Origin of the sequence: Streptomyces sp. NPDC002619 (genome assembly GCF_042889305.1) — a bacterium.
GTDB lineage: Bacteria > Actinomycetota > Actinomycetes > Streptomycetales > Streptomycetaceae > Streptomyces.
This window is the reverse complement of sequence record NZ_JBIAQV010000026.1, coordinates 26,391-43,003: the sequence shown is the minus strand read 5'-3', so window position 1 is coordinate 43,003 and position 16,613 is coordinate 26,391. Positions and strand designations below refer to the sequence as shown.

At 71.5% G+C, this 16,613-nt stretch carries 14 protein-coding genes and 1 pseudogene; 11 read left to right on the top strand and 4 right to left on the bottom strand.

Going from position 1 to position 16,613, the window contains the following annotated elements; translation table 11 throughout:
* Nucleotides 1-15: 15 nt before the first annotated feature.
* Entirely contained in the window at nucleotides 16-1,746 is a 1,731-nt protein-coding gene (locus ACFYXB_RS31005; protein ID WP_389587927.1) for an amidohydrolase family protein, read from the top strand.
* Nucleotides 1,743-3,197, top strand: a complete 1,455-nt coding sequence (locus ACFYXB_RS31000; RefSeq protein ID WP_389587924.1) for an aldehyde dehydrogenase family protein — start codon at nucleotides 1,743-1,745, stop codon at nucleotides 3,195-3,197. Before ACFYXB_RS31005 ends, ACFYXB_RS31000 begins: the two co-directional genes overlap by 4 nt.
* A 9-nt stretch (nucleotides 3,198-3,206) precedes the next feature.
* Here ACFYXB_RS31000 and ACFYXB_RS30995 read toward each other — a convergent pair whose 3' ends face one another.
* Nucleotides 3,207-3,602, bottom strand: a complete 396-nt coding sequence (locus ACFYXB_RS30995; protein WP_351345518.1) for a nitroreductase/quinone reductase family protein — start codon at nucleotides 3,600-3,602, stop codon at nucleotides 3,207-3,209.
* Between the two features lie 47 nt (nucleotides 3,603-3,649).
* Here ACFYXB_RS30995 and ACFYXB_RS30990 point away from each other — a divergent pair, with 47 nt between their 5' ends.
* Nucleotides 3,650-4,183, top strand: a complete 534-nt coding sequence (locus tag ACFYXB_RS30990) for a GNAT family N-acetyltransferase (protein ID WP_389587922.1) — start codon at nucleotides 3,650-3,652, stop codon at nucleotides 4,181-4,183.
* On the opposite strand, the gene ACFYXB_RS30985 is transcribed toward ACFYXB_RS30990, so the two are convergent.
* Nucleotides 4,152-5,657: a CehA/McbA family metallohydrolase gene (locus ACFYXB_RS30985; RefSeq protein ID WP_389587920.1), complete on the bottom strand. Its 1,506-nt coding sequence runs from the start codon at nucleotides 5,655-5,657 to the stop codon at nucleotides 4,152-4,154. The two genes, ACFYXB_RS30990 and ACFYXB_RS30985, sit on opposite strands and share 32 nt — an antisense overlap.
* A gap of 153 nt (nucleotides 5,658-5,810) precedes the next feature.
* On the opposite strand from ACFYXB_RS30985, the gene ACFYXB_RS30980 reads away from it, so the two are divergent.
* The 3 genes from ACFYXB_RS30980 to ACFYXB_RS30970 all read left to right on the top strand — a co-directional run bounded on the left by ACFYXB_RS30980 (nucleotide 5,811) and on the right by ACFYXB_RS30970 (nucleotide 10,065).
* Entirely contained in the window at nucleotides 5,811-6,656 is an 846-nt protein-coding gene (locus tag ACFYXB_RS30980) for an LLM class F420-dependent oxidoreductase (RefSeq protein WP_389587919.1), read from the top strand.
* A 144-nt stretch (nucleotides 6,657-6,800) separates the two neighbouring features.
* Entirely contained in the window at nucleotides 6,801-9,413 is a 2,613-nt protein-coding gene (locus ACFYXB_RS30975) for a bifunctional FO biosynthesis protein CofGH (RefSeq protein WP_389587917.1), read from the top strand.
* Between the two features lie 85 nt (nucleotides 9,414-9,498).
* Entirely contained in the window at nucleotides 9,499-10,065 is a 567-nt protein-coding gene (locus tag ACFYXB_RS30970) for a hypothetical protein (RefSeq protein WP_389587915.1), read from the top strand.
* Here ACFYXB_RS30970 and ACFYXB_RS30965 read toward each other — a convergent pair.
* Nucleotides 10,058-10,591, bottom strand: a complete 534-nt coding sequence (locus tag ACFYXB_RS30965; RefSeq protein WP_389587913.1) for a DUF2165 domain-containing protein — start codon at nucleotides 10,589-10,591, stop codon at nucleotides 10,058-10,060. The two genes, ACFYXB_RS30970 and ACFYXB_RS30965, sit on opposite strands and share 8 nt — an antisense overlap.
* 51 nt (nucleotides 10,592-10,642) lie before the next feature.
* Here ACFYXB_RS30965 and ACFYXB_RS30960 point away from each other — a divergent pair, with 51 nt between their 5' ends.
* Nucleotides 10,643-13,174: a tetratricopeptide repeat protein gene (locus ACFYXB_RS30960; RefSeq protein ID WP_389587911.1), complete on the top strand. Its 2,532-nt coding sequence runs from the start codon at nucleotides 10,643-10,645 to the stop codon at nucleotides 13,172-13,174.
* Between the two features lie 64 nt (nucleotides 13,175-13,238).
* Here ACFYXB_RS30960 and ACFYXB_RS30955 read toward each other — a convergent pair whose 3' ends face one another.
* Nucleotides 13,239-13,436 carry a hypothetical protein gene (locus tag ACFYXB_RS30955; protein WP_389587909.1) on the bottom strand — a complete coding sequence of 66 codons (198 nt, stop codon included), beginning with the start codon at nucleotides 13,434-13,436 and terminating at the stop codon, nucleotides 13,239-13,241.
* 420 nt (nucleotides 13,437-13,856) lie between these two features.
* On the opposite strand from ACFYXB_RS30955, the pseudogene ACFYXB_RS30950 reads away from it, so the two are divergent.
* The 4 genes and pseudogenes from ACFYXB_RS30950 to ACFYXB_RS30935 all read left to right on the top strand — a co-directional run bounded on the left by ACFYXB_RS30950 (nucleotide 13,857) and on the right by ACFYXB_RS30935 (nucleotide 16,606).
* Nucleotides 13,857-14,658: pseudogene (locus ACFYXB_RS30950) on the top strand (helix-turn-helix domain-containing protein).
* Nucleotides 14,659-14,759: 101 nt separating this feature from the next.
* Nucleotides 14,760-15,107, top strand: coding sequence for a hypothetical protein (locus tag ACFYXB_RS30945; RefSeq protein ID WP_389587907.1), 348 nt, complete (start codon nucleotides 14,760-14,762; stop codon nucleotides 15,105-15,107).
* Complete coding sequence (locus ACFYXB_RS30940; protein ID WP_389587905.1) at nucleotides 15,104-15,364, top strand: hypothetical protein; 261 nt, start codon at nucleotides 15,104-15,106, stop codon at nucleotides 15,362-15,364. Before ACFYXB_RS30945 ends, ACFYXB_RS30940 begins: the two co-directional genes overlap by 4 nt.
* A 126-nt stretch (nucleotides 15,365-15,490) precedes the next feature.
* Entirely contained in the window at nucleotides 15,491-16,606 is a 1,116-nt protein-coding gene (locus ACFYXB_RS30935; RefSeq protein WP_389587903.1) for an ADP-ribosylglycohydrolase family protein, read from the top strand.
* Nucleotides 16,607-16,613 lie beyond the last annotated feature (7 nt).

The following is a 16,613-nucleotide window of genomic DNA, read 5'->3' as shown; positions in this document are numbered from 1 at the left end:
GGGGGTACGGGCATCATGCTCGACCATCTGGTCAAGGGTGCGACCGTCGTCGACGGGACCGGTGCGCCTGCCTTCACCGCCGACGTCGGCATACGAGACGGTCGTATCGCCGTCGTCGGTGCGGTCACCGAAGAGGCCCGTACCAGCGAGGACGCCTCCGGTCTCGTCCTCGCCCCCGGCTTCGTCGACCCCCACACCCACTACGACGCCCAGCTCTTCTGGGACCCGTACGCCACGCCCTCCCTCAACCACGGGGTGACCACGGTCGCCGCCGGGAACTGTGGGTTCACCCTGGCGCCGCTCCATCCCGACCGGCCCGAGGACGCCGACTACACGCGGCGCATGATGTCCAGGGTCGAGGGGATGTCGCTGGTCGCGTTGGAGGAGGGGGCGCCCTGGAGCTGGAACTCCTTCGGGGAGTATCTGGACGCCCTCGACGGGCGGATCGCCGTCAACGCGGGGTTCATGGTGGGGCATTGCGCGCTGCGGCGGTATGTGATGGGGACGGACGCGGTCGGTGGGCAGCCGACCGAAGAGCACCTTGCGCAGATGCTGAGGCTGTTCCACGAGGCCATGGACGCGGGGGCCTGGGGGTTCTCCACCACCCAGTCCAGCACCCACTCGGACGGTGACGGCAAACCCGTCGCCTCCCGGCACGCGCTGCCCGCCGAACTCCTGGCCCTCTCCCGGGCCGTCGGTGAGCACGAGGGGACGCAGATCGAGGCGATCGTGGCCGGGTGTCTGGACCAGTTCAGCGACGCCGAGATCGATCTGTTCGTCGAGATGAGCGCGGCGGCCGGACGGCCCCTGAACTGGAACGTCCTCACCGTCGACGCAGCCGAACCGGAGCGGGTCCCGCGCCAGTTGTCGGCGAGCGAGCGGGCGCGCAAGGCCGGCGGCCGGGTGGTGGCGCTGACCATGCCGATCCTCACACCGATGAACATGTCGCTCGGTACCTTCTGCGCGCTGAACCTCATCCCCGGGTGGGGGCCGATCCTCGGGCTCCCCGTCCCCGAGCGGATGGCGAAACTCGGCGACCCCGACGTGCGCACCGAGATGCTGGGCCGCGCCCGGTCCAAGGAAGCCGGTGTCTTCCGGCGGCTGGCCAACTTCGGGCGATACGTCATCGGCGACACGTACAGCGAGGCGAACGCCGGGCTGACCGGCCGGGTGGTCCGCGACATCGCGGCCGAGCGGGGGATCGACCCCTTCGCCTGTCTGGTGGAAATCTGCACGGCCGACGAGCTGCGTACGGTCCTGTGGCCCATGCCGACCGACAACGACCCGGATTCCTGGGCGCTCCGGGCGGACACCTGGCAGCACGAGGACGTGCTGCTCGGCGGGTCCGACGCGGGGGCGCATCTGGACCGGATGTGCGGGGCGCCGTACACGACCCGCTTCCTCGGCGACTGTCTGCGCGGGCGTCGGCTGGTCGGGCTGGAGCAGGCGGTGAAGATGCTGACGGACGATCCGGCGCGGCTGTTCGGGCTACGCGAGCGGGGCCGGATACGGGAGGGCTGGCATGCGGACCTCGTGCTCTTCGACCCGGAGCGGATCGACGCGGGCCAGGCCACCCTGGTGCACGACCTGCCGGGTGACAGCCCACGGCTGGACTCCCGGGCGATCGGTGTGCGGGCCGTGTGGGTCAACGGGGTCGAGGCGATCCGGGACGACGTGGTGAGCGGGGCCGTACCGGGGAAGGTGCTGCGGTCCGGGCGGGACACCAGGACGGTGAGTACCAGGTGACGGACGGGCAGCGCTTGTTCATCGGCGGGCGGTGGGTCGAGCCGGACCGCGGCCACTACGAGGTCGTGGACCCGGCGACCGAGGGGACCGTGGGCCTGGCGCCGGAGGCCTCGCCGGATCAGGTGCGCGCCGCCTGTGCCGCGGCGCGCGAGGCCTTCGAAGGGCCGTGGTCTCGGACCTCGCCCGAGGAACGGGCGGCGGTGCTGGGCCGGGCGGCCGACATCATCCGCGGTCACCTCGTCCCGTACGCAGAACTGGCCCGGGCCGAGACGGGTGCCACGACCGGGACGGCGCGCGGGATGCAGGTGGGGGTGGCGGCGGCCCGGTTCCGCCGGTACGCGCGCGTGGAACTGGCCGAGTGGGCGATCCCGCCGCAGATCAACGACGCAGGCCCGATGGGGAAGGCGGGCGTGATGGGCGCGCTCGCCATACGCCAGCCCGTCGGGGTCGTCACCTGCATCACGTCGTACAACAACCCATGGGCGAACCCGGCGGGAAAGGTCGCCCCGGCGCTGGCCATGGGCAACACGGTCGTCGTGAAGCCGGCCCCGCAGGATCCGCTGTCGGTGTACCGGATGGCGGAGGCGCTGGAGGCGGCCGGGGTGCCGGGCGGGGTGGTGAACGTGGTTTCCGGGCGCACGGTGGAGGTGGGCGAGGCGGCCGTCGACTCACCGGACGTCGACATGGTGAGCTTCACCGGCTCCACGGCGGTCGGGCAGCGCATCGCCGAGGTGTGCGGACGGGGGATGAAGCGGCAGTTGATGGAGCTGGGCGGGAAGGGCGCGGCGGTCGTCCTCGACGACGCGGACATCCGCTCGGCGGTGGCCGGGATCGGGACGACGTTCTCCTTCTACAGCGGGCAGATCTGTACGGCGCCCACACGGGTGCTGGTGCAGAGGACGGTGTACGGCCGGTTCGTCGAGGAACTTGCCGCGTATGCACGCCGGTTGAAGGTCGGCGACCCGAAGGAACCGGACACGGTGGTCGGCCCGGTGATCTCGGCGGCGCACCGGGAACGGGTCGAGTCGTATGTCGAACTCGGGCGGAAGGAAGGCGCGACGGTCGTCACGGGCGGCGAACGTCCGCCCCTGGAGCGGGGGTTCCATGTCGCCCCGACTCTCCTGGCCGACTGCACGAACGACATGCGGGTCGCCCGCGAGGAGATCTTCGGGCCTGTGGTGTCGGTGATCCCCTTCGAGGACGAGGAGGAGGGCGTGACCCTCGCCAACGACTCCGACTACGGCCTCATCGACTACGTCTGGTCGGGGGATGTGGCGAGGGCGTTCCGCGTGGCCCGGCGGCTGCGGGCGGGTGGGGTCGGCGTGAACACGGTCGGCCGCAACATGGAGGCGCCGTTCGGGGGGTTCAAGAGGAGCGGGGTGGGCCGGGACGTCGGGTCGTACGCCCTGCACGCGTACAGCGAGGTGCAGGCGATCGTCTGGCCCGGGTGAGCTGCCCCCTCAGTCCGTCAGGTCCACCCGCACCGTCAGCAGATTCGTGCCCAGCGCCCACACCGCCGTGCTGTTCATCCGGGGCAGGCTGCGCAGCCGGGCCACGGCGTCGTCCTCGGGCAGGAGGTGGGCCGTGCCCGTGTGCCAGTGGCCCCTGATGCGGACGCGGACCGCCGGATCGGCCTGGATGTTGCGGACGTACTGGGACTTCGTGCCGAACTCCGAGACCAGCCAGAAGGAGTCGCCGATGCGCCGGCCGCCCACCGGGGTGGGCCTGGGCAGGCCGGACTTGCGGCCTGTCGTCTCCAGGACCGTCTGGAGGGGGAGCCGGCGCAGCACCGGGTTGCCGACGTTGCGTTGGAAGGTCGTGACGGCCCGGTGCTTGAGGGTGGTGTAGCGGGACATGGCGGCAGGGCCTCCCGGGTGTGAGCGGTTGATGCGACAGTACGGCCGTGAGCGTCATCCGTGCTGAAGACATCCGTACCCCGCGGCTGGATCTCGTCCCCCTCCGTGTCGAGCACGCCGAGGAGATGGCCGGGGTGCTCTCCGACCCCGGCCTGCACGCCTTCATCGGCGGCGCTCCGGACACCTTGGAGCAGCTGGCGGCGCGCTATCGGCGCATTACCGCCGGGGCCCCCGAACCCGGTGTCTCCTGGCTCAACTGGGTTGTGCGCGTCCGCGACGAGGGCCGGCTCACCGGTACCGTCCAGGCCACCGTCGGTCCGGGCACGGTCGCCGAGGTCGCCTGGGTCGTCGGCACTCCCTGGCAGGGGCGAGGCATCGCCTCCGAAGCCGCGCGGGCGCTCGTCGACTGGCTCGGCCGGCACCCCATGACGACCGTCGTCGCCCACATTCACCCCGCCCACCTCGCCTCCGCCGCCGTCGCCACCGCCGCCGGGCTCGTGCCCAGCGGCGAGGTGCGGGACGACGGGGAGGAGAAGTGGGTGCTCGACGTCAGCGACGGCCCAGGAAGATCGGGTTCGTAAAGGCCGCCAGCGCGCCCGGCAGCGGGCACAGCGCCGTCTCGTGGCGGAGCTCGGCCCGTACGTACGCCGCGTACGACGGGGTCGTCTGCCACTCCACGACACCCGAGCCCGTCACCGGCAGGGGGCCGCTCGTCTTGAGGACGCCCTGGTCCGTGACGAAGTTCACCGCGCAGCGCGGGGCGCCCGAGGCCTCCAGGCGGATCGTCACCGGGGTGTCGGCGTCCACGTCGAGGCGCTCGCCGATTCCGGCCTGCCGGGCCCGGCCTCCCGTCGCCGTGAAGGTCAGGGAGACGTTCTTGGACTCGGCGACGTAGGAGCGGCCCGCGCGGATGCCGTCCTGGATGGCCTCGCGGGTCAGGTCCTCGGCCAGGACGACGGTCTGGGGCAGGCCGACCACGTCCGGGTCGCGGTGCGCGTCGCTGTTGCCCATCGCCGGGAGCCAGTCCCTGCCCTCCCGTACCGACGCGACGAGCTGGTTGTCCCACTCCGCGAGGGTCACCTCGTCGTCCGGCGTGTAGGGGCCGTTCCACACCTCGACCGCGTCCGCCTCGCCGAAGCCGAACTTCCAGCCGCAGCCGACGCAGGTGGCGTGCGGGTGGGCCGGGACGACCAGGCCGCCGGAGCGGCGGATCTCCCGGGCGAACCGGCCGAAGCGGTTGTCGCGGGCCCGGTAGCGCCAGTCGATGAAGGTGCCGGGGTCCGTGCCGAGGGCGACCACGTGGCCGTTCCGCGTGGTCACCTCCTCGCCCAGCATGATCAGCAGGTCGTCGCCCGCCTCGTCGGCCCAGTGGGCGTGCGCGCTGTGCGTGTTGTGCTCGGACGTGTTGATGAAGTCGAGGCCCGCCGCCCGCGCCAGCGCCGCGATCTCGGCGGGGGTGCGGCGGCCGTCGGAGTACCAGGAGTGCAGATGGCAGTCGCCCCGGTACCAGGCGCGGCCACGGCCCTTCGCACGCTGCGGCGGGTAGACCGGGCGGGCGGTCTCGCCGGCTTCGCCGTACGTCAGCGTGATGGTGATCTCGTACGTCAGTCCCTGCGGCGCCACCGTGTAGGGGCCGAGGGCGATGTACCAGGTGCCCGCGCCGACCGGGCCGGGGAGGTAGCCGGGCGTGGCGTCGTCGGCACGGACGAAGAACTCCGTGCGGGCGCCGCCCGACCAGCCCCGGAAGCCCCGGCCGCCCAGCTCGGTGCCGTGCTGGTCGAAGAGGCCGATGTCGAGGGCGTTGCCCGCGGTGCCGGCCGGTACGGACGGCCTCTCGTAGGTGTAGGAGACCTTGATCTCCCGTACGCCGGAGGGGATATCCACCGGTACATAGACGAAGTCGGGGGAGCCGGGCGGCAAAGTGCCGCTCACTGTCCGGGTCTCCTCGTTCTGGCCGTCCGCCGCTGCGAAGCTCACGCTTCCCAACGTAAGCGCGGCGGCGGCACCCGTCACGAACAAAGCGCGTCTGCCGAAGCCCTTCTTGTCCTCACCCATGGCGGTCACTGTGGGGGGCGGGGGTGAACTCCCGAGAAAGGGAAGGAAATCGGCGGCGGACGGTATGTCATGGACGCGAGATGCGGGCGATGACTTTTGTGATGCCGACCGGTCGGTATGGACATCTGGGGTCCGTCCGGGTACAGATGGTCCATGCGAATCGCCGTCACGATCTTCCTCACCGACGAGACCCTCGCGCCGGTCCGGCTCGCCCGTGAGCTGGAGCAGCGCGGCTTCGCCGGGCTGTATCTGCCCGAGCACACCCATATCCCCGTCGAGCGGACCACCCCGTACCCGGCAGGTGGCGAACTGCCGCGCGAGTACGGTCGTACGCTCGACCCCTTCGTCGCGCTCGGGCAGGCCGCGGCCGTGACCGAGCGGCTCGGCCTCGGCACCGGCATCACGCTGATCGCCCAGCACGACCCGATCGGCCTCGGCAAGCAGATCGCTACGCTCGACCATCTGTCCGGCGGGCGGTTCACCCTCGGGCTCGGCTTCGGCTGGAACGTGGAGGAGGCCGCCGACCACGGCGTTAAGTGGCGCACGCGGCGGGAACTGGGGCGGGATCGTATGGCGCTCATGCGCGCCCTGTGGGCGGAGGAACCCACCGCCTACGACGGGGAGTTCGGGAGCGTCCGGGCCAGCCACGCCCACCCCAAGCCGACGCAGAAGCCGCGCGGTCCGGTCGTCGGACCGCGCACCCTCGTCGGCGGGGCCGCCGGACCCAAGCTGTTCGCGCACATCGCCGAGTACGCCGACGGCTGGCTGCCGATCGGCGGACGCGGGCTGAGCGAGTCGCTGCCCGTGCTGCGCTCCGTGTGGGCCGACGCAGGACGCGACCCGGCCGCCCTCCAGGTGGTGCCGTACGCCGTCCTGCCCACGCCCGGAAAGCTCGAGCACTACGCCGAGTTGGGCATCGAGGAGGTAGTGCTGCAACTGCCTCCGGCCGACGAGACGGAGGTGCTGCGGGTCCTCGACGAGTACGCCGAGTACGTGTAGCCGAGGGGCCGGTGCAGCCGACCCAAGGGGCGCGGGGAACTGCGCGACCAGCCACAACGATGCCCGCACCCGGCAACTCACCGGACGCCCCGAGCTCTTCGCCCGTCCCCGCTGAACCGGCGGAGCCCTACGTATGCTCAAAGAATGACGACTTCCGCGACCTCCGGAACCGGCCCGACCGAGAACTCCATGCGTCGCGCCCTCAAACGCGCCCGGGACGGCGTCGCCCTCGACGTCACCGAGGCGGCGGTGCTGCTCCAGGCGCGCGGCGAGGCCCTCGACGACCTCGCCGCGTCCGCCGCCCGGGTGCGGGACGCGGGCCTGGAGGCGGCCGGGCGCCCCGGTGTCATCACGTACTCGAAGAGCGTCTTCATCCCCCTCACCCGGCTGTGCCGGGACAAGTGCCACTACTGCACCTTCGTCACCGTCCCCGGCAAGCTGCGCCGCGCCGGGCACGGCATGTTCATGTCGCCGGACGAGGTGCTGGACGTGGCCCGCCGCGGCGCCGCGCTCGGCTGCAAGGAAGCCCTCATCACCCTCGGCGACAAGCCCGAGGACCGCTGGCCGGAAGCGCGCGAATGGCTCGACGCGCACGGCTACGACGACACCATCGCGTACGTCCGCGCCATCTCCATCCGGATCCTGGAGGAGACCGGGCTGCTTCCGCATCTGAACCCCGGCGTGATGTCGTGGACCGACTTCCAGCGCCTCAAGCCGGTGGCCCCGTCGATGGGCATGATGCTGGAGACGACCGCCGAAAGGCTCTGGTCCGAGCCCGGCGGCCCGCACTACGGCTCCCCGGACAAGGAACCCGCCGTACGGCTGCGGGTGTTGGAGGACGCGGGCCGCTCGTCGGTCCCCTTCACCTCCGGACTCCTGATCGGCATCGGCGAGACGTACGAGGAACGCGCGGAATCCCTGTTCGCGCTCCGCAAGATCTCCCGCGCCTACCACGGCATCCAGGAACTGATCATCCAGAACTTCCGCGCCAAGCCGGACACGGCGATGCGCGGTATGCCCGACGCGGAGCTGGACGAGCTGGTCGCCACGGTGGCGGTGGCCCGGCACATCATGGGCCCGGCCGCCTGTCTCCAGGCCCCGCCGAACCTGGTCGATGGGGGCACCTCCCAGACGGAGTCTGGGGGAGAGTACGAGCGGCTGATCGGCGCCGGTATCGACGACTGGGGCGGGGTCAGCCCGCTCACGATCGACCACGTCAACCCCGAACGCCCCTGGCCGCAGATCGAGAAGCTGGCCGAGAGGTCGGCGGCGGCAGGCTTCGAGCTGCGTGAACGCCTGTGTGTGTACCCCGAGTTCGTGACACGCGGCGAGCCCTGGCTGGACCCGCGGCTGCTGCCGCACGTGCGGGCGCTGGCGGACCCGGAGACGGGCCTGGCACGGGCGGACGCCGTCGTGGAGGGCCACCCGTGGCAGGAACCGGAGGAGGCGTTCCAGTCCTCCGGTCGTACGGATCTGCACGTGTCGATCGACACCGAGGGCCGCACGTCCGACCGGCGCGACGACTTCGACGAGGTGTACGGCGACTGGGGCGCCCTGCGCGAGGCGGCCGCCCCAGGGATGGCGCCGGAGCGGATCGACACGGACGTACGGGCGGCGCTGGCGACGGCCGCCGACGACCCCACCCGTCTCACGGACGCCGAGGCGCTGGCCCTCCTGCACGCGGACGGCCCGGCGCTGGACGCGCTGACGCGGATCGCGGACGACGTGCGGAAGGCCGCGGTGGGCGACGACGTGACGTACATCGTCACGCGGAACATCAACTTCACCAACGTCTGCTACACCGGCTGCCGCTTCTGCGCCTTCGCCCAGCGCCGTACGGACGCCGACGCCTACACCCTCTCCCTGGACCAGGTCGCCGATCGCGCCCAGCAGGCCTGGGACGTGGGTGCGGTGGAGGTCTGCATGCAGGGCGGGATCCACCCCGACCTGCCGGGAACGGCGTACTTCGACATCGCGAAGGCGGTGAAGGAGCGCGTACCCGGGATGCACGTCCACGCCTTTTCGCCCATGGAGGTGGTGAACGGCGCGACCCGCACCGGCCTGTCGATCCGCGAGTGGCTGACGGCCGCCAAGGAGGCCGGGCTCGACTCGATCCCGGGCACGGCGGCGGAGATCCTCGACGACGAGGTCCGCTGGGTGCTCACGAAGGGCAAGCTGCCCACGGCGACCTGGATCGAGGTGATCACGACCGCGCACGAGCTGGGCATCCGGTCGAGCTCGACGATGATGTACGGCCACGTGGACCAGCCCCGCCACTGGCTGGGGCATCTGCGCACCCTGGCCGGCATCCAGCAGCGGACGGGCGGCTTCACGGAGTTCGTCACGCTGCCCTTCATCCACACGAACGCGCCGGTGTATTTGGCGGGCATCGCGCGCCCCGGGCCGACGATTCGGGACAACAGGGCGGTGACCGCGATGGCGAGGCTGCTCCTGCACCCATGGATCCCCAATATCCAGACAAGCTGGGTGAAACTGGGCGCGGAGGGTGCGGCGGAGATGCTCCGCTCCGGCGCGAACGACCTGGGCGGCACGCTCATGGAGGAGACGATCTCGCGCATGGCGGGTTCGTCGTACGGCTCGTACAAGTCGGTGCGGGATCTGGTGGCCGTCGCGGAGGCGGCGGGCCGCCCGGCGAAGCCGCGCACGACGCTGTACGGCGAGGTGTCCCAGGAGCGGCAGCGGGCGGCTCAGGCCTCGGACGGACACCTGCCGGAGCTGCTGCCGGTGCTGGACTGAGGGACTCGTAGGAGGGTCGGGCGACCGCAGTACGATGACCCGACCCTCGGATGTCGAGGGCTGGAGACTGAGGGGATACGTACCCATGCCTGCCCGACTGCCCTCGTGGGCCTGGGTCACCGGTCTGACGGCGGGTGCGACGGCGGCCGTCGTCGTCCTCGCCGTACAGGCGGACAACGGGCCGCACCCGACCGCGGCGACGGCCCGGCCGAGCGCCTCGGCACCGGCGAGCACGCACCCGTCCCCCAAGCCGAAGCCGTCCGCGGCCCCGGCAGTGCCGGACGCGTCGGGCGCGGGCCGCCGGGTGGTCTACTCCCTCGGCCAGAAGCGGGTGTGGCTGGTCGACGCGAGCGACAAGGCGACGCGGACGTTCGGGGTGTGGCCGGGCACGGTGAGCCCGGCCGCCGGCCGCTACACCGTCTCCAAGCGCACCCCGGGCCCGATCACCGGCTCCGACGGCGTGAAGATCGAGCACATCGTGTACTTCGCCACCGCGCCGGGCGCCAACGTCGCTTTCTCCAACGCGGTGGACGGCTCCTCACCGCCGCCTGCCGCGGGCGTGCAGACGGGCGGCATACGCATGCACGCGGCGGACGGCGCGGCGGTGTGGTCCTTCGGTACTGCGGGGACGAAGGTCACGGTCGTCAAATAGCGGCAGCTTTGTTCTCTTTGCCCGTTTCCTTCTCGGTGGTCTCCGCCTCCCGGAACGGCAGCTGGACGACCAGCAGCACGACCCCGCTGAGCAGGAAGATCCGGGTGGCCGCCTCCAGCCCGTTCCAGTCCTGGGACTGCCACATCGAGAACCACTCGCCGCCGATCGCGATGAACCCGGCGCCGAAGAGCAGCATGACCATGAGCAGGCCGTAGGTGGAGAAGCGGCGGGCGGCGTGATGGTCGCGGCGGGCCCAGAGCCAGGTTCCGTAGCCCAGGACGACGGCCGCGACGGTCTCCCACGCGATGACGGCGACGTACACCGCGTCCTGGACGGCGTGGTTCGTGATCGCCCGCCACATCAGATCGTCGTCCTTGAACGTCGTGTCCATGGCTAGCACATGGCGGACGAACTGCTGGTTGGTACCGAAGTCGGTGATGTTCCCGAAGGCCACCAGCGCGAGGTAGAGGGCGACGGTCGCGGTGAGGAGGGTGGCGCTGAGGCTGAGGGCGCGTGTGGTGGACATGACCGTCACTTTCCCAGTGCACCGGAACCCTCCCGTCTGCATTGAGCCAGAATGAGACCGGCGGACTTCCGGGACGAGGGGACGGGGGACGTACGGATGGCGCAGGCACGGCCGTCGATGCAGGAGCTGATCCGGCAGCGCAGGCGGGCCGGATTCGTGGGGCGCAACGAGGAGCGGGCGGCGTTCCGGACCAACCTCGACCTGCCGCCGGAGGACGAACGGCACCGGTTCCTGTTCCATGTGCACGGCAACGCGGGGGTCGGGAAGACCTTCCTGGTACGGGAGTTGGAGCAGATCGCGCGGGAGCGCGGGGCGCTGACGGCGTACGTCGACGAGAGCGCCGGGAGCGTGCCGGAGGCGTTGGCGGCGATCGGGCGACGGTTCGCCGCTCAGGGACACCGGTTCAAGGACCTGGAGCGGCTGCTCACGGCGCACCGGGAGCGGCGGTACGAGGCGGAGACAGCGGCGCTCGGCGCACCGGAGCCGGAGGGGCCGTCGTCGGGGAGCATGGCGGCGGCACGCGCCGGGCTGAGCGGGGCGGCGATGGTGCCGGTGGTCGGCGCCTTCGCCGGAGCCGTGGACCCCGCCCAACTCGCCCAGGGCGTCGACCGGTTGCGCGCCGGACTCAGCGCGCGTTTCCGCAGCCAGGAGGACGTGCAGTTGGTGCTGTCGCCGGAGCAGGTGCTGGCGCCGGTGCTGCTGGCCGAACTGGCGGATGTCGCCAGGGCGGTGCCGTGGATCGTCCTGTTCTTCGACACGTACGAGAGGACGGGACCGTACCTCGACGCCTGGCTGCACGCCCTCATGACGACGGACCGGTACGGCGCCCTGCCCGCCACGGTCGTCGTGGTCACCGCCGGACAACGCCCCTTCGACACCGCCCGCTGGGGAGGCTTCGCTGACTTCGTCACGGACGTACCGCTGGGGCCGTTCACGGAGGCGGAGGCGCGGGGACTGCTGGCTGACCGGGGTCTGCGGGACGAGCCGGTGGTCGCCGAGGTACTGAGGCTGAGCGGCGGACTCCCGGTCCTGGTCTCCACGCTCGCCGAGACGCGCCCCGACGGTCCGGACGTGGTGGTGGACCCGAGTGCCACAGCCGTCGACCGGTTCCTGAAGTGGGAGCAGGATCCGGTGCGGCGGGCGGCCGCCCTGGCCGGCGCGCTGCCACGGCAACTCGACGAGGACGTGTTCCGGGCGGCCGTGGACTGCGCCGAGGAGGAGGTCGACGGGCTCTTCGCATGGCTGCGCGGCATGCCGTTCGTGAGCGAGCGCGGGGAGCGGGTGCAGTACCACGACGTCGTACGCGCTCCGATGCTCCGCCTGCAGCGGTCACGCTCGCCGCGGGGCTGGCGCGAACGGCATGCGCGGCTCGCGGAGGCGTTCGGGCGGTGGGGTGCGGAAGCGGAGGCTGATCGGACTCCGGACGAGTGGTGGAGGGACGAGGCGTGGCGCGAGCTGCGGCTGGCCGAGTCGTACCACGTGCTGTGCGCGCGCCCTCGGACCGCTCTCGCGAGCGTGCTGCGGGATTTCGTCGACGCGTGCGGTGAAGGCGAGGTGGTGGCCCGGCGGTGGGCACAGGCGCTGGTGCAGGCGGGTGAGGACGCGGACGCGGAGGGTGTCGCGGCCTGGGGGAACGAGTTGACGGAGGCGCTGGGCCGGGGCGGGGTTCTCGAAGCCTCGGCCGTGCTGCTGACGAAGGGGGGCCTCGACGCGCGGGGTCGGGCCAAGGCGTACAGACGGCGGGGAACGGAGTTGGGCGGTCACGGGGAGCACGCCGCGGCGCAGATCCAGTTCGACCGGGCGATCGAGCTCGATCCGGATTCGGCTCTGGCATACGAGGGCAGGGCGATCGCGCGGGGACACCAGGGCGACTACGGCGCCGCCGTCGCCGACCTCGCCGAGGCCGCCCGCCTGGATCCGGGCAACGCACGGATCCTTACCGTCCGTGGCGACTACCTCCGGGTGACCGGGGACTGCGTATCGGCCGTACGGGATCTGGACAGAGCCATCGAGCTGGATCCGACGAGAGCGGCGGCATGGGCCGTCCGAGGAGCCACTCGGCACCGACTGGACCACCTCGACGCGGCGGTGTCCGATCTGGACCGGGCCCTCGAACTGGATCCGGGATATGTGTGGGCCCTGGCGCGCAGGGCACGCGTCTGGCGGTCGCGCGGCGAACAGGAGCGGCGGCTGGCTGATCTGGATCGAGCGGTGGAGCTCGCCCCCGATGTGCCCTGGGTGCTCTGCGAGCGGGGAGACGCACTCGCCGGTGTCGGCCGTCACGAAGCCGCGCTCGCGGATTACGACCGGGCCGTCGCCCTCGACAGCCAGTACGCCTCGGTGTACGCGAGCCGTGGTGTCTGCCACAGCCGAATGGGCCGGCCGACGGAGGCTCTCGCCGACCTGGACCGCGCGCTCGAACTCAGCCCGGAATACGCCTGGGCGCTCTGGCAGCGGGCCGTGATTCATCTCGAACTCGGTTCACGCACCAGCGCGTCGACCGACGTCGAACGGGCTCAGCGACTCGACCCCGGGCTGGAGATCCCGTGGGTACGTGAAGCGCTCCGCGATCCGGCCGACTGAGGCTCGTCCGTGACTGCCGTGGCGTGCGTTGCCCAGGGTTGGGCAACGCACGCCGATCGACGGGTCACGGACAGGTCGGTCGCGGCCATTGGCCGCCGGGGCTCCCGGTGGGGCGTACCCCGAACACGAGGCAGGCGGCCGCCGGCAGCAGCCATGTCGGGTCCTGGAGGACCGCCTCCTGCGTCATCCCTGCGGCTTCGCGCCACATCTTGATCTGCCGCCCGACCGCTTTGAGTACGGCCTGGGACTCCTCTTCCTCCATGCGTTCCCTCCTCAAGTCACGCTTCGTGTCTGGGGCGTTACGGCTCAGGGTAGGGACAGACCGCCACGCTGGGTGACCGTAGTCGGAAACTCACGGTGCCCGGGTCCCGGGTCTCCCGGACCCGGTGGGCGGAGCTGCGACGCGGGGGAACAGCCAGGTCGGAGCCGTCACCGGGACGCGGAGACACGTGACCCGGTGGGACGCGACGTCAAAGACCAAAGAACCGGGGAAAGAACCAAACCCTCCCCTGCCGCCCCTGCGCATCACTCTCCGGAGTGAACATCACCAACTCGGCTGGCGTGGCGCGGTGGTTGTGGTGCAGCGTCGGGCTCGACAACCCGATACATGCATCGGCCCTCGCCGGGACTGCCATCCCAGTGCGAGGGCCTGATCACCGAAGAAGGAAAAGGCCCCTTCCCGATGACTGAACAGAAGCGTAACGCGCATGCACGCCCCCAGGCCGGTCATTCCGGCTCCGGCGTCATTCATGTCAACGAACCCCACCACGACAACTTCACCGTGGTCGGCAACCACCTCGCCCAGCACCCCGAGTTGTCCCTGACGGCGATCGGCCTGGCGACGCACATCCAGTCGCTGCCCGCAGGAACCCTCGTAGGGATCAAGGCGCTGGCGGCGAAGTTCCCCGAGGGTGAGATCCGGATCGCCGCCGCGCTGCGGGAGTTGGAAGAACACGGGTATCTCACGCGTGCCAGGGAGCGTCTTCAATCGGGCCGAGTGACGACCCGGACGATCTCGTACAACAAGCCGCGACGTGCTCTGGCCACCGCAGCAGTACGGGCCACCGAACCGCAGCGCCCGGCTCGGAAGGCTGACCCGTCTCCCACCGATCCGCCGCCGCATCGCATTGCCGCCGACCTGCTGTCCGGGCTGCGTGCGCATGACTCTCGCCTGCTGCTCACCGAACGGGACGTGGCGCGTCTGGCACCCGTCGTCAACGCGTGGCTGGAGCGAGGCGTGCCCCTCACGGCCGTACGACGCACCCTGACCAGCGGCCTGCCCGAGGACCCGATCCGGCAGCCGGCAGCTTTCCTGCACCAGCCTTACCGCGCTCCTTCCCCCACCACTCCCCGCTGCCCCGCCCCCGGCGAAACCCCTGCGCCGTGTCCCGTTCCAGACCTGCGACGGCTGCGACCGCGCGTTCCGGGCTCCGGAACCGGGGCGGTGCCACGACTGCCGGACATCCGAGCGGAGGGTGGCGTAGCCATGCCTGGAGTGCGGCACGCGATCGCCGCTGTCACGCCAGCACGCGGAGTTCGGCGCCGGTACGGTACGAGGAGCGAAACACCAGCACCGGAGGTCACCGTGAGCGCTCAGAGCGACGGCCCGTACGGACCGCTGATCCCCATGCCCGAGCTGACTCCGGACGCGTTGCGGAACGCTGTCGCGCGGATCGCGCCCAGCAGGCTTCCGGCGCTCACGCAGCACCTCTTCGAGGCCACGACCAACGCCCAGCAGACCCAGAGCCTGGCACCGCTGCGAGCGTTCGTTCACTCTTGGGCGGTGTTCGTCGCGATCGAACGCCACCCCGCGCGAGCGGAGCGACTGCGCGCACTGGAGCGGCTCGTGGACCTCGGAGAAGCCGACCCCTCCGGAGCCATCACCGAGATCCGTGCCATCCGGGAGGCGGCGGAGGCAGAGGCAGGACTGTGACCGACTGGTCCTGGGACTACAACCCGAGCGCCGAGTACATCACCGAGGGCCTGCCGCCGGGCGTGGTGGCGGAAGTGGAACGGCTCGCCACCGAGCTGGCCGCGCTCGGCCATGACTCCGTCTCGGTCGGTAGGCCTTTCGACCGGGAGGGTGGGCTACGTGAGTTCGACATCCTCGGCGGGCGCGGATTCATCAGCTTTCTGGCTGTCCCGCGGCATGAGTGCGTGTATGTCTGCAATGTCACCTGGTATGGCTGAAATCCGGCGTCGACCGAGCGTTTGTCCCCATCTCGCTGTCCGATCCGCCCCCTGAGCCGACCGTTCCTTGTCGATTACAGTGCTGAGCTGTCGACTGTTGCGGAGGGTGCCGTGAGGGAGGTCCTGGTGGGTGCGACGTCCGGGGCCGTCTGGGGGCGTGCCGAGCAGCAGGACTTCCGTAGTCGGGTGCGCGGCACCCTGCTCGGGGTGGCCGTCGGGGATGCGCTGGGCTCTCCGGCCGACGAGCTTGCGGTGGAGGAGATCCGGGGCGCGTACGGCGCGGAGGGCGTCACCGATCTGTCCGACGGGTACGGGAGGCGCGGTGCGATCACCCATCACACCCAGCTCACGCTGTTCACCGTGGACGGGCTGATCCGGGCCCAGGTGCGGCGCGACACCGGCGCCTGGCATCCGCCGACCGATCTGCACCGGGCGTATCTGAGATGGGCGGCCACCCAGCGCGACTGGGGGCCGGACGAGCGCCGCAAGGAGGACGGCTGGCTGGCCCGGGAGGAGTGGCTGTACGCGCGGCGTGATCCGTCCCGCGCGCTGCTGCTCGGCTTCGGGGACGGCGGCATGGGCACGCTCGAGGCGCCGAAGAATCCCGGTGAGGCGGGCCCGGAGGCCGTGGCCCGGTCGGCTCCCTTCGGGTTGCTGGTGGGGTGGGAGCCGCAGCTGGTGGCACAGCTCGCCGTGGAGTGCGCGGCGCAGACCCACGGGCACTCCACGGGCTACCTGTCGGCGGGGGCGTACGCCGTGATCGTGCACGCGCTGGCCCGCGGCGAGGGGCTCGACGGTGCCGTGCAGCGTACGCTCGCCCTGCTCGCCGTCTGGCCCGGCCACCAGCCCGTTTCGGACGCGCTTCAGCACGCGCTGGGCGCCGTACGGCAGGGGATGCCCTCGCCGGCGCGGGTCGAGGAACTCGCGGGGCAGGGGACGGCGGACGGTCTGCTCGCGGTCGCCGTGTACTGCGCGCTGGTGGGGCAGGACGTACGGCAGGGGCTGTGCCTGGCGGTGAACCAGGGCGGGCCGTCCGGGGCGGCCGGGGCTCTGACCGGCGGTCTGCTCGGTGCGCTGCACGGCGAAACGGCCCTCCCGCCGGCCTGGTTGGCCGAGCTGGAGGGCCGCCCCACGATCCTGGAACTGGCCGACGACTTCGCGATGGAGATGACCCAGGGACCCGCGCTGCACGGACCCGCCGGGTCGGCACCGGGGTGGCTGGCCCGGTACCCGCGGTCGTGAGTGGGGG

Excerpts from the sequence above, each read along its gene's own strand:
- ACFYXB_RS31005 (WP_389587927.1), top strand. The coding sequence starts at position 16 with ATGCTCGACCATCTGGTCAAGGGTGCGACCGTCGTCGACGGGACCGGT.
- ACFYXB_RS30995 (WP_351345518.1), bottom strand. The coding sequence starts at position 3,602 with ATGTCCCGCTACACCACCCTCAAGCACCGGGCCGTCACGACCTTCCAA.
- ACFYXB_RS30985 (WP_389587920.1), bottom strand. The coding sequence starts at position 5,657 with ATGGGTGAGGACAAGAAGGGCTTCGGCAGACGCGCTTTGTTCGTGACG.
- ACFYXB_RS30980 (WP_389587919.1), top strand. The coding sequence starts at position 5,811 with ATGCGAATCGCCGTCACGATCTTCCTCACCGACGAGACCCTCGCGCCG.
- ACFYXB_RS30975 (WP_389587917.1), top strand. The coding sequence starts at position 6,801 with ATGACGACTTCCGCGACCTCCGGAACCGGCCCGACCGAGAACTCCATG.
- ACFYXB_RS30970 (WP_389587915.1), top strand. The coding sequence starts at position 9,499 with ATGCCTGCCCGACTGCCCTCGTGGGCCTGGGTCACCGGTCTGACGGCG.
- ACFYXB_RS30965 (WP_389587913.1), bottom strand. The coding sequence starts at position 10,591 with ATGTCCACCACACGCGCCCTCAGCCTCAGCGCCACCCTCCTCACCGCG.
- ACFYXB_RS30960 (WP_389587911.1), top strand. The coding sequence starts at position 10,643 with ATGAGACCGGCGGACTTCCGGGACGAGGGGACGGGGGACGTACGGATG.
- ACFYXB_RS30955 (WP_389587909.1), bottom strand. The coding sequence starts at position 13,436 with ATGGAGGAAGAGGAGTCCCAGGCCGTACTCAAAGCGGTCGGGCGGCAG.